Source organism: Dapis hubbardiae BLCC-M172 (assembly GCF_050016015.1).
GTDB lineage: Bacteria > Cyanobacteriota > Cyanobacteriia > Cyanobacteriales > Microcoleaceae > Trichodesmium.
Genome location: NZ_JBNHEQ010000165.1, coordinates 1 through 12720, shown reverse-complemented (window position 1 = coordinate 12720; position 12720 = coordinate 1). Strand labels below are relative to the sequence as shown.

8 protein-coding genes are annotated in these 12720 nt (G+C 39.3%); 1 reads left to right on the top strand and 7 read right to left on the bottom strand.

Translation table 11 applies throughout. The features are described 5' to 3' along the window. Positions 1-4 precede the first annotated feature (4 nt). From ACP6PK_RS14705 to ACP6PK_RS14675, 7 genes are all read right to left on the bottom strand, one after another. Positions 5-184: a hypothetical protein gene (locus ACP6PK_RS14705; RefSeq protein WP_426560315.1), complete on the bottom strand. Its 180-nt coding sequence runs from the start codon at positions 182-184 to the stop codon at positions 5-7. A gap of 546 nt (positions 185-730) precedes the next feature. Continuing rightward, positions 731-2248 (bottom strand): GMC oxidoreductase, encoded by a 1518-nt coding sequence (locus tag ACP6PK_RS14700; RefSeq protein ID WP_426560313.1) that lies wholly within the window; start codon positions 2246-2248, stop codon positions 731-733. Positions 2249-2551: 303 nt separating this feature from the next. After that, positions 2552-3163: a cytochrome c oxidase subunit 3 gene (locus ACP6PK_RS14695; protein WP_094676484.1), complete on the bottom strand. Its 612-nt coding sequence runs from the start codon at positions 3161-3163 to the stop codon at positions 2552-2554. 364 nt (positions 3164-3527) lie between these two features. Next, positions 3528-5222 carry a cytochrome c oxidase subunit I gene (gene ctaD, locus ACP6PK_RS14690; RefSeq protein WP_426560310.1) on the bottom strand — a complete coding sequence of 565 codons (1695 nt, stop codon included), beginning with the start codon at positions 5220-5222 and terminating at the stop codon, positions 3528-3530. A gap of 363 nt (positions 5223-5585) precedes the next feature. Then, the gene (locus tag ACP6PK_RS14685; RefSeq protein WP_426560309.1) at positions 5586-6494 is read right to left on the bottom strand and encodes a cytochrome c oxidase subunit II; all 909 of its coding nucleotides are present in this window, start codon (positions 6492-6494) and stop codon (positions 5586-5588) included. A gap of 211 nt (positions 6495-6705) precedes the next feature. Continuing rightward, the gene (locus ACP6PK_RS14680; RefSeq protein ID WP_094676897.1) at positions 6706-7311 is read right to left on the bottom strand and encodes a DUF2231 domain-containing protein; all 606 of its coding nucleotides are present in this window, start codon (positions 7309-7311) and stop codon (positions 6706-6708) included. Beyond that, on the bottom strand, positions 7308-7808 hold the full coding sequence (locus tag ACP6PK_RS14675; RefSeq protein ID WP_426560306.1) for a DUF2231 domain-containing protein: 501 nt from the start codon (positions 7806-7808) through the stop codon (positions 7308-7310). The genes ACP6PK_RS14680 and ACP6PK_RS14675 overlap by 4 nt, the downstream gene beginning before the upstream one ends. Before the next feature lie 1041 nt (positions 7809-8849). Here ACP6PK_RS14675 and ACP6PK_RS14670 point away from each other — a divergent pair. Then, positions 8850-12720 (top strand): two-partner secretion domain-containing protein (locus tag ACP6PK_RS14670; protein ID WP_426560304.1); only part of this gene is annotated, 3871 nt, incomplete at its 3' end.

Here is a 12720-nt window from a genome sequence, read left to right as displayed (position 1 = left end):
AATGTTACGAATAATAACAACTATTAAAAGGTTTTACGGTAAATGTTGATTTGACAAAAAAGATAATTAAAACATAAAAAATAGTCTCAAATTTATTCATTCTGACTCCTGACTCCTGTCTCCTGACTCCTAAATAGTAACCTAAATATTTGTAGCGAAGATTTATCAATTTGGTATTACTCATAATAGACATCTCCGAAAAATATATATACTTTTTGTAAAAGTAGGGAACAGGGAACAGGGAACAGGGAACAAGAAAGAGATTTTCAGTAAAAATGTACAGAAAATGATTTTATCAGGAAATTTTACAACTCTAGCTTATGCTAAATAAAGGGCAAATTTATTTTATGGAGATGTCTAATGCTGATTATTTTTCTGGTGCAAGTCTGCCTATTTTGTCAGTTCAACAGTTATTTGAACAGATGAATAATGATGGATAAAAACATCAAAAACCCACGTTGAAATTTGCCAACGTGGGGAAAATATAATTTCTTAATTATCTTACGCAGAAACCGGGTTTATCGACAAAATTTTATGATTTTCACAACAATAATTATGGCAATAAACCCGGTTTCTTGTTTGAAATATAACATTCGGTTGAACAGTTGTCATTGCGACGATAGGAAGCAATCTCAGGGTAGCCCGGAGATTGCTTCCTTCCACTCCGTGACCGTCGCAATGACTTATACCATGCTGATAGCTAACTGCTAATAGCTGAATGCTTACACTATTACTGTAATCTCTCTTTTAAATGTTCCCCCACTCGCAAAGCATTAGCAATAATTGTCAAAGCAGGAGTTACCGCAGAACTTGATGGGAAAAAACTACTATCCACAACATATAAATTATCTACATCGTGGGTACGACAGTTAATATCTAAAACATCGGTTTTAGGGTCTTCCCCAAACCGACAAGTACCACACTGGTTTGCCACAACTTCGATGGGAACTTCCCCACGGGGATAAATGCTACCACGCTTCAATACAGAATTTCCAACAGTTTTATCTACCGACTTCAATACATCCATCCAACGATGTACTAGGCGATCGTGTGCTTCCCAGTTGTTGGGAGTGTAATGGAAAAATAGCTTATCCCCTTTTACTTCAACGCGGTTATTGGGGTCTGGTAATATCTCCGAATGTATCCACCAACCAATGGAACGCAATGCTAACTGTTTCAAACCAAACCCAGGCATTGCTTTTGCTAACACAGATAATATAGGTGGAGATTCGGCAAAAGTAATATCTTGGAGCAACCCACCTGTGTTCTCAATGTGACCCATTGGATAGGAATAATTCTCGTCTCCCCAATAAAAGTCATTTATACCAACGCTTCTGAGAAAGTTACCAGAGTTAGGTTTCGGACTAGGTTGCACTACGGCGGTCATTTGATGTTTCATCAGGTTGCGCCCAACTTGTCCCGAACTGTTTGCTAAACCATCGGGATGTTTTTCGTTAGCAGAACGTAATAGTAATGCTGCCGAGTTTACTGCTCCACAAGCAAGTACGACGATATCCCCAAAAAATAGAAATGATTGTTTGCCAATTTCTACTTCTACTGCTTTGACAGTATTACCAGAGGAGTTGGTGAGTAAACAAACTACTTTAGCATTAGCTTTAATAGTAATATTAGGAGAGTCGAGCAGTGGTGCAATACCGAATACTTCCGAGTCGCCAGTGGGGTCTTCCTCTTCGCGAGTCAGAGTTAATGGTAAAGTTTCTGGATGTAGACCTTGTTCGGCGATCGCTTCGACAACTTTTTGAATTTCTGGGTTGTGTTCAACTGCGGGATAAGGATATTCTGAACTGTGGGGAGGTTCGGTGGGGTCGTTGCTTGTTTGACCGTGAACTTTATAAAGTTGTTCTGCTTCGGTATAGTAAGGTTCAAAGTCTTTATATTTGAGACACCATTCTGGAGAAATTCCTTCTTGATGTTCCACAGCTTCAAAGTCTTTTTCCCGCATCCGAATTAGAGCAGCTCCATAGATTTTGGTATTGCCACCAATGGCATAATTTGTCTGTGGAGAAAATGGTTCGCCTGCATTATCATACCAATTTTCATGGGCGCGATAAAGTTCTTTTTTAAAGATATCAGCGTTAGCTCTATTTTGGATTTCCAGAGGCATAAAATCACCTCTTTCTAGAATGAGGATTTTTTTGCCAGTAGCTGCAAGTTTATAAGCTAAAGTACCACCACCTGCTCCTGTACCGACAATAATTACATCATAATGTTGGTCATCAATAATCATTTTTTTCTTCCTTGAGTAATTTTTTTTGAGATGTATTGAAGAAGTTAAAAGTCAAAAGTCAAAAGTAATATTTAATATCAAATATGCTTGTGGGTGGAGTGTTATAACAAACCGGGTTTATGAGAGGTAGATGTTAGTATAGTGAGGTATTTAATAAACCCGGTTTCTCTGCTTGAGCGCTACACAAAAAATTTATTCTGACCCCTGAATTAGAGTTTAGAATTTGGGAAATTGTTTAGGTAGACAGCTACACAAAAAATTTATTCTGACTCCTGACTCCTGACTCCTGACTCCTTAATTATTTCACTGCCAAATATAGATAAGGATAAACAAAATAATCCAAATTACGTCAACGAAATGCCAAAATAAAGAAGTAGCATTAATACCAAAATGACTGTTGTCGTAGTTGCCAGGAATGAAAGAGCGACCTAACATAATTCCTTGTAATAAAATACCTGTCATAACGTGCAGACCATGAAAACCTGTCAACAAATAGAAAGTTCCACCGAAAACTCCTGTGGTAAAACCAAACTCTAAACTATTCCATTCAATTCCTTGACCTATTACAAAGTAGGTTCCCATTGCCATTGTTGCCAGCAAAAATATCCGAAACCAAGTTAAGTTATCCTTTTCTAAAGCTTTTTCGGCAAAGTAAATAACGAAACTACTGGAAACCAGAATTACTGTATTAATAGCAGGGTCTCTAACTTCCAAACCAGAAATACCTGGTGGCAACCAGTTAGGAGTTGTGGTTTTGTAAACAATATATCCGGCAAAGAAACTGAGGAAAATTACGCTTTCCGAAAGTAGGAAAACGATAAACCCAAACATACTATTGCCTTCTTCGTCGTGGGTATGTTCCTCTGCTGAATGCAAAGGTTCCTGCACTTGTTCTGAAGTAACTGCACTATCCATATTAAAATTCTCCTTTTATTTATATCGCTTCTAGTTAGTCTAGGTTGGGTTTCGTTCCTGAACGCAACATACACATATAGCTCAAGTCAGAAGGGCGAATGGCCATTCGCCCCTACATCATGACCATTCGCCCGTACATTCTCAACTTTGACTAAATTTGAGAGGAGCGAGAATATCCTAACCATCCTGACAACTACTATATTACAGACAGATTTTTTGTTGTGTTGCGCTGTCGCTTTTTCCTGACGGAAAGCTTTACGCCAGCAAAACCCAACCTCCTCCCAGTTAGCATAGGTTAGGTTGAGGGATGAAACCCAACAGACAAATATAATGGAGGGTTTGGAGACCAAACCCCTACGATGACCTAATTCATAGTTTTGGGAACTGCTGCTATATGACCATTGGGGTCGTTAGCAGTCAAAGGTTCTGACTTACCATAACCATAAGGTTCAGAAATAATTACCGGAAGTTCCTCAAAATTCTCTACATCTGGTGGGGAAGAAATCATCCATTCTAAACCTATTGCTCGCCAAGGGTTAGCAGGTGCTTGTTTACCTTGTATCCAAGAACTAACCATATTTAAAATGAACGGCAAAGTAGACATTCCCAACAAAAATGCTCCCAGACTTGCTATCAAATTCCAAAACTCATATTCGGGTGCATAAGAAGAAACTCGGCGCAACATTCCTTGTAAACCTAATGGGTGCATTGGTAAAAAGTTGAGGTTTGTACCGATGAATGACAACCAAAAATGTAATTGACCTAAACCTTCATAATACATTTTCCCAGTCATTTTAGGGAACCAATGATAAATGGCAGCATACATTCCCATTGTTACGGTTCCATAGAGAACATAATGAAAATGACCGACGACAAAGTAGGTATTGTTAACGTGAATATCTACAGGAACAGCAGAAAGCATGATGCCAGTAATACCTGCAAACACAAACATTATCAACCCACCCAAAGCAAATAGCATGGGAGTATTTAATCGAATTTTTCCACCCCAAATAGTCGCTACCCAGGCAAATACTTTAATTCCAGTCGGTACAGAAACGCACATAGTTGACAACATGAAAACCATCCGCATCCAGGGAGGCGTTCCACTCGCATACATATGGTGTACCCAAACCAGACCGCTGACTCCAGCAATAATCATAGATGAAATTACTACCACTTTGTATCCGAATAGTGGTTTCCGACTGTATACTGGAAATATTTCTGAGAAAATACCAAAAATAGGTAGAATAATAACGTAAACCGCAGGGTGGGAATAAAACCAGAAAAAGTGTTGAAATAAAACTGGGTTGCCTCCGTTGGCAGGGTTAAAAAATCCTGTTCCTATAGTAATGTCAAATAACAACATCACTGCGCCTGCTGTTAATGCTGGCAAACCAAATAATTGAATAATTTGAGCTGCAAATACCGTCCAAACAAAAGCTGGCATTCGGAAATAAGTCATACCTGGCGATCGCATTCTCACAATAGTTGTGACAAAGTTAACGGCTCCCATAATGGAGGAAACACCGGAAATGGCAACAGCAAGAATCCATATTACCTGACCGTTAATTACGCTACCCGTAGGATTTTGGATACTCGCGGGAGGATATGACCACCAACCTGCTTGAGCGGGTCCACCAGGAGCAAAGAAACTAGCCATCATTAGGATACCGACTACTGGTACCATCCAGAAAGCAGCAGCATTCAAACGAGGGAATGCCATATCTCTAGCTCCGATCATTATCGGTACGAGATAGTTTGCTAAACCGACTAAAGATGGAAACGTCCACAAAAATAGCATGACTGTGCCGTGCATGGTGAACATTCCGTTGTAAATGGTGCGGTCTACAAGGTCTGATTCTGCTGTCATCAGTTCGCCCCGAATCACCATTGCAAATATTCCACCGACTAGGAAAAAGATAAAAGAAGTGACTAGGTATTGAATACCGATAACTTTATGGTCGGTGCTGAAACTAAAGTATCGTCGCCAGTTGGGCGGTTGTTCGTGTTCTGGTTTTTCTATGGCATCACCGGTGCCTTCAATTGTTATTTGTGTCATAGAATATTTTTTTCCTTTGATATCTGCAAATAAAAATATGTAGGTTAGCTAAATTGTAGTGGACTTAAACACTTTAAATGGTGCAATAGTAGGGGCGGGTTACGGTTCCCGAAAAATCAGCGGGAATTTTCATTCTTACCCTAAAATTTACATAAACCCGCCCCTCAGACGGTGGGTTATATCATTGGGGGCGGGTTTATCTGACTCAATGTGAAAACTTGTTGTACGGACGTTGCATGCAACGTCCCTATGATGAAACCCGCCCCTAGGTCACCTGATTCCCTCATGCACTATTTTAGCTGTATCGGTCTACTACAGAAAGATTTAACTGATAACTGACAACTGATAACTGAAATAAGATCCCTAACTCTTATGATAATTAACAATAGGAGGTGCAGCAGGTATAACTGAAGGCCAACCTGGTTGCACTGGTGCTTCTGATTTTTGAATATATTCAGTATGTGCCTGATTTTCTGCTGGAGATAATCTAGTATTTGCTGCCGTTGCCAGCCAATTTTTGTAATCTTGCGGAGATTCAACAACTACATCTGCTGCCATTGTAGCAAAATAAGTACCGCTATATTGAGAATCAGTCAGACTATATTTGCCAACCCGGATGGGAGTAAATTCAAAATCTATTGGATGCTTAGGAATAATGTCTTGCTTCAGTCGAAATGCTGGAATATAAAATCCATGCAGCACATCTTCTGAATTTAATGCTACCCGCACCCGTCGATCTACAGGTAAGTGCAGTTCGGTGCTAGTCACGCCGTTTTCTGGATAGCGGAATACCCAAGACCACTGTTTGGCATAGACTTGGATTTCTTCCACAGGTTCACCTGCAGTTTCTAATGGAGTTGCATAAGCTGATTCCATTTCTAATGGTGTATGCAAATGTACTAATTCCATTGGTCCCTGAATTGCCATTTTTTCATAGACATTGTAGCTGTAAGCAGCAATCCAAAATACGAGAAAAATTGGTATTGCTGTCCAAACAACTTCTAGGGTAACGTTACCTTCAATATGGGGTCCGTCGCTGTAGTCATATTTGGCAGCACGTTGGAAAATAACCGAATACATTATAGTTCCAGTTACGCCTAAAAATATGAAACTACCAAGAGTTACCAGAAAACTAAATAACTCATCAATTAATATAGATTCTGCTGCAGCTTGAACTGGCAACCACGAGTAGGAGAGTTGCCCGATCCAAAAACTAACAGCAGCTAAAACCAGAGCGATCGCTCCCAAGGTTAAAATAGTGCGGATTTTCATATCAATATGGAAATAGGGAACAGGGAATAGGGAATAGGGAATAGGGAATAGGTAGTCAATACACCTCTACAGTAGGTAGGGACGTTGCATGCAACGTCCGTAAAGAGTAGGGAGAAAGAATTGATTATTTCTTGGCGATAATTGATTTTATTTTTGATTATCGGAGATGTCTAATAGGATGTGTAATAATTTTGCTAGGAACTTACTAAAATTATTTTAGGACAACATTAGGATCTTTGCCAATTTCTAGTAAAGCATCAGCAGTATTATGTACTCCAAATTCCGCAGCTAACTGTGCGCCCAAAGTACCATGAACATACATAATAAACATGATAAATAAACCAACTCCTAAATAACTCCATTGCACTTCTAGAAGTTTATCCTTAGAAAAAATATAACGTTGAAATCCTCTCCAAATCGTCATTCCCACAATCATCGCTAATAGCAAAACACCACCAACTCCATGCCACAGCATCGTATCCATTGCTCCTAAACCCCAGACACTTTTGAGTTCAGGAGATGGTTTTGCTAGCATAATTTCATAAAATCCTGCTGCTACCGTGAAAAACGTAATAATTGATGAAGCTAGCATATTGTACCAACCTACATCAAAAAAGTTGGAACGAGTAGCAGATATTGCTAAAACTTTCAGGAATGGTTTTTGTAGAGGAAACAATATCCCAACAATATCAAAAGCAATCCCCATAATAAACAGACCTAGGGTCAGATGAACTAAATTCGGATGAATGGGGATGGCGTAGGGAAGTCCATTTGCTCCAAGTTGGGCACTCAAACTATCTATTAATTCCGGGTTCATTGTAAAATTCCCTCCTTTATTGCTTCCACTACTGGTACTGTGTGTAATCCATAAACCCAAACCAGTTTATCTCCCAGGTAGACTTGAAAAAACACTATCCCTACTAACACAAATCCTAATCCTAGATATGGCATTGGTAATTTTTCAGCATTGTTAGAACGAATCACATAACGCCAACCAGTGATAGCAGCAATGATTCCTGAAAGAGACCAACCAATTAATGTATGTAAATTTAGCACTGGTTGAACTGCTTCATAAGGTTGTGCCAGACCTGCTTCATATTGACCAAATATTATGGCAATAAAAATAGAAATGGTGGCAAAAAACATATTCCACCAGCTTACTTCATATAAACGGAAATTACGAGTAAAATAACCAATAATGTCACATAGGAAGGCAAATAATACCATCGCTATTACGAAGTGGACAACGATGGGATGTATTGTATCTGGATAGGGTAAATTGTGTTCATTTAAAGGTGGTAGATACTCCCACATAGTCTTCTCCTTAAGTAGATATAGATATGCGTGAAAAAAAAGTTAAATTTTACGAGTTACTTCAGAAAAATATTTTCATTAACTTTTTCTCATAACGTTCTACTTGAATTTAAAGAATATATCTATTTTTAACCGTATCAATACTCACAATTTTCCGACAAAAATACTCAATTCTTTTTTTTTTGATGAAAGTTAAAAATTCATGTATTTAAGTTGACATAGTTTTTTTTAAGATTTGACGGTTTGTCATAGCGAACTATACTATTTTTATTCTAAAAATGGAAAAAAACTCAGAATCTTAGGTCTGCAAATCCTCTAAATTATATATCTTTTCCATAACGGCTATATAGCTTAACTTTAGATGATTATAAGCTTCTAAATAAAGGGGATTATAAATCGGATTTTATATCAGGATATTTTTACTGAAATAATATAAAAGCTAACTGTTTAATTAAAATTTAAGACTACCCTATTCTGTATATGTTTAAAATACTGTAAATTTAGTTACAGAAAAATTTAATATTGTCGCTCAAAAAAAGGCGTTTCACAATTAGGAATAATGAAATCCGAACATTTGATATTTTTGGATAAGTTTTTCCTCAATATATGTACAGTTGAAAATCTATTATCATTCTTTAATAGACCTCTGGTGAAAAAGATCTAGATTTTTTGCAGGGGTAGGGAACAGGGAACACTTAACTGGGAACAGGTAAGATATTTTTACGAAAAAGGCAGTAAAAAGGATTTTTTCTGGTGACTTTTTCTTTCTTTAGCTAATATAACTAAAAGGTTTATTTATTTTCCGGAGATGTCTAATGTGCAACCCCAAATCATTTGTTTCTTTGAACATCAAATGAGTAATGTATCTAGAAAATTTATCTTGTACTTTTTTCATAATTTGTGATGGTAGAGTCTGCTTACGAAAAAATTTCCTTTGTGGCATTTGAGATGGTTTGGTGGGTACAACATTGCATAACTCCAAAATTCACTGAAATATAATGGTTAGAAAGTTTCACTAAACTAAGTGTATTTCCATAAGCCATGAAAACTCTTCGGTTAGGCCATCCTTTCTCCCTATTAATGTCCCTACTGGCAATAGCAGCAACATCCCCCGCTAAGTCTCAACCCATAACTCCGGCCAACGACGGTACAGGTACAACAGTCACTCCCCAAGGTACCCAATTCAATATCGAAGGTGGGACTCAGAGTGGAGCTAATCTCTTTCACAGTTTTGACCAATTCAACGTCCCCACTAACCAAACCGCGAATTTCCTTACTACTCCGGACACTCGCAACATTTTAGGTCGGGTAACAGGAGGAAATGCCTCATACATTAATGGCCTCATCCAAGTCATCGGTGGTAACTCCAACCTCTTCTTAATGAACCCCGCAGGCATAATGTTTGGCCCTAACGGCAGCCTGAATATACCCGCCTCATTCAGCGTTACGACTGCCACAGGTATAGGTTTTGACAACAATAATTTCTGGTTTAAAGCTATGGGGACAAACGACTACTCAAATTTAGTCGGAGATCCCACTGGCTATAGATTTAATGTTTCTAACCCAGGCGCAATAGTTAATGAAGGAAATTTACACTCTGGAGAAAACCTTACTTTATTAGGTGGAACAATTATTAATACTGGGCAACTTTCGACAACAAATGGAAATATTACTATCGCAGCAGTAGAAGGTGGTAGTGTCTTGAGAATATCTCAGCCAGGGCATTTATTAAGTTTAGAAGTAGATTCCAGAAGAGAAGATATTTCTAATTTAGACGCTCTATCTTTACCAGAATTATTGACAGGTGGATCAGAAAATAATGCCACATCTATTATAGTTAATAGTAATGGTGAATTGGTATTAACAGATAATACAATAATTGCCGATACACCAGGAAATGTATTTGTTTCGGGAAATATTGTATTATCAACTCAAGAGCAAGAGTCAGAAAGTAATTTTATTGTTTTAGCTAATAACGATATAACAATTAATAATTTAATAGAAAATGCTGGATTTGTGGAATTTAAAGCAGGTCGAAGTATTAATCTAAATGCGGATATTGATACATCAGTTGGGAATGGAAATATTGATTTACTTGGTAATAATAATGAGATGAATTTGGCCAACCCTTCTGACGGGAAAGCATCAATAAATCAATTGGATGGAACGACGTTAAATGCTGGAAGTGATACGATTAATATTCAGTTAGGAAATTCAGGAGAAGTAGGTGATATAAATCTGGCAAACTTAACAACAACTGGGCAGGTTTTAGTTAATGCTAATGGGGGAAATATTGCTGGAGTTTCTGAGAATTCTTTGATTAATGCCGGAAGTGTTTTATTTCAAACTTCTGGGGATGGAGGAATAGGTTTAATTGATGCACCTTTGCAGTTAAATGTGGAAAATTTAGAGGCAGTTTCTGGTAGTGGTGGAATATTTTTTGATGTGGGAAATGTGAATATTGGAGGTGTGAGTGAGAATGTGGATGGTATTAAGACTATTGGTGGGGGCGATATTATTCTTGATAGTAGAGGAGATGTGACTGTTAGTGAAGACATTAAAGCTAATGTTGTTACTGATGGTGAAACAGGAGGTGATATTAATATTAATGCTAAAAACCTTTCCGTTATTGATGGTGCTGAGATATCTGCCAGTACCTTTGCCAAAGGAGATGCAGGGACTGTGGAGATTAATGCTACTGACACTGTAGTCTTGGATGGAGAAGGAGGAGACCCAGAATATCTCACTGGAGTAACTAGCAGTGTGGAAGAAGGAGCAGAAGGGGATGCGGGGGGTGTAACTATTACCACCGGGTCTCTATTCGTTAAAAATGGTGCTCAAATACTAGCCAGTACCTTTGCCAAAGGAGATGCAGGGACTGTGGAGATTAATGCTACTGACACTGTAGTCTTGGATGGAGAAGGAGGAGACCCAGAATATCTCACTGGAGTAACTAGCAGTGTGGAAGAAGGAGCAGAAGGGGATGCGGGGGGTGTAACTATTACCACCGGGTCTCTATTCGTTAAAAATGGTGCTCAAATACTAGCCAGTACCTTTGCCAAAGGAGATGCAGGGACTGTGGAAATTAATGCTACTGATACTGTTGTCTTTGATGGAGCAGACCCAGAATTTATCACTGGAGTAACTAGCAGTGTGGAAGAAGGAGCAGAAGGGGATGGGGGAACTGTCACTATTACCACCGGGTCTCTATTCGTTAAAAATGGTGCTCAAATACTAGCCAATACTTTTGGTAATGGGAATGCAGGGAATGTAGAGATTCATGCTACTGAGACTGTGGTCTTGGAGGGAGAATACTTAAAAGAATATCCGAGTACAGCAAGTAGCACTGTGGCAAAAGGAGCAAAAGGGGATGGGGGAACTGTCACTATTACCACCGGGTCTCTATTCGTTAAAAATGGTGCTGATGTATCTGCCGAAGTAGAAGAAGGAGCAGAAGGGAATGGGGGGGATGTAATTATTACCACCGGGTCTCTATTCGTTAAAAATGGTGGTGAGATATTTGCCAGTAACCTTGGGAAAGGGGATACAGGGAATGTGAATATTAATGCTACTGATACTGTTGTCTTTGATGGAGGAGACTCAGAATTTGCTGGGGTATTTAGCGAAGTGCTGTCAGGAGGAGAAAGGAAAAGGGGAGATGTTACTCTTACCACCAATTCTCTATTCGTTAAAAATGGTGCAGAAATATCTACCAGTACCCTTGGGAAAGGGAATGCCGGAGATGTAACTATTGCCACGGAGTCTCTATTCGTTAAAAATGAAGGTGTAATATCTGCCAGTACCCTTGGGAAAGGGAATGCAGGGAATGTGAATATTAATGCTACTGATACTGTTGTCTTGGATAGAGCAGACTCAGAATATTTGACTGGAGTAACTAGCAGTGTGGAAGAAGGAGCAGAAGGGGATGCGGGGGGTGTAACTATTACCACCGGGTCTCTATTCGTTAAAAATGGTGCTCAAATACTAGCCAATACTTTTGGTAATGGGAATGCAGGGAATGTAGAGATTCATGCTACTGAGACTGTGGTCTTGGAGGGAGAATACTTAAAAGAATATCCGAGTACAGCAAGTAGCACTGTGGCAAAAGGAGCAAAAGGGGATGGGGGAACTGTCACTATTACCACCGGGTCTCTATTCGTTAAAAATGGTGCTGATGTATCTGCCGAAGTAGAAGAAGGAGCAGAAGGGAATGGGGGGAATGTAATTATTACCACCAATTCTCTATTCGTTAAAAATGGTGCACAAATATCTTCTGCTACCTTTGCCCAGGGGAATGCAGGGACTGTCAATATTACAGCAGAGGATGCTGTGGTGTTTGATGGAGGGTCAGCATTTAGCGATGTGATAGAAGGAGCAGAAGGGGATGCCGGGAGTGTAACTATTACCACCGGGTCTCTGGAAATTATTAATGGTGGTCAAATACTAGCCAGTACCTCTGGCAATGGAGAGGCAGGCAATATATTTATCAAAACAGACACCCAACTCACCCTCGACGAAAATGCCCAAATATCAGCCTTCACCGAAAGCAGTGGCAAAGGAGGCAACATTATCCTCTTCGCCCCAGAAACCCTCAACATCAGTGGCAACGGACAAATAACAGTCCGCAGCAGCAGCACAGGCAACGCAGGCCAAATTGACATCCTCAGCCCCAACATTACCCTCTCCGACGGCATAGACATCACCGCCTTCACAACGGGGCTAGGCAACGCAGGCAACATCAACCTAGAAGGAGAAAACATCAACATCCAACCCAACACTCAAATATTAGCCTTCACCGAAACCACAGGAGAAGGAGGCAACATAACAGTCAGAGCCACAGAAACACTAAACCTAGACGTAGACAGCCAACTATCAGTAGAAACTAACAGAGGTGGAAAAGCCGGAAACATAG

Coding starts and splice junctions, on each gene's coding strand:
- ACP6PK_RS14705 (WP_426560315.1), bottom strand. CDS start 184: ATGAGTAATACCAAATTGATAAATCTTCGCTACAAATATTTAGGTTAC.
- ACP6PK_RS14700 (WP_426560313.1), bottom strand. CDS start 2,248: ATGATTATTGATGACCAACATTATGATGTAATTATTGTCGGTACAGGA.
- ACP6PK_RS14695 (WP_094676484.1), bottom strand. CDS start 3,163: ATGGATAGTGCAGTTACTTCAGAACAAGTGCAGGAACCTTTGCATTCA.
- ctaD (WP_426560310.1), bottom strand. CDS start 5,222: ATGACACAAATAACAATTGAAGGCACCGGTGATGCCATAGAAAAACCA.
- ACP6PK_RS14685 (WP_426560309.1), bottom strand. CDS start 6,494: ATGAAAATCCGCACTATTTTAACCTTGGGAGCGATCGCTCTGGTTTTA.
- ACP6PK_RS14680 (WP_094676897.1), bottom strand. CDS start 7,311: ATGAACCCGGAATTAATAGATAGTTTGAGTGCCCAACTTGGAGCAAAT.
- ACP6PK_RS14675 (WP_426560306.1), bottom strand. CDS start 7,808: ATGTGGGAGTATCTACCACCTTTAAATGAACACAATTTACCCTATCCA.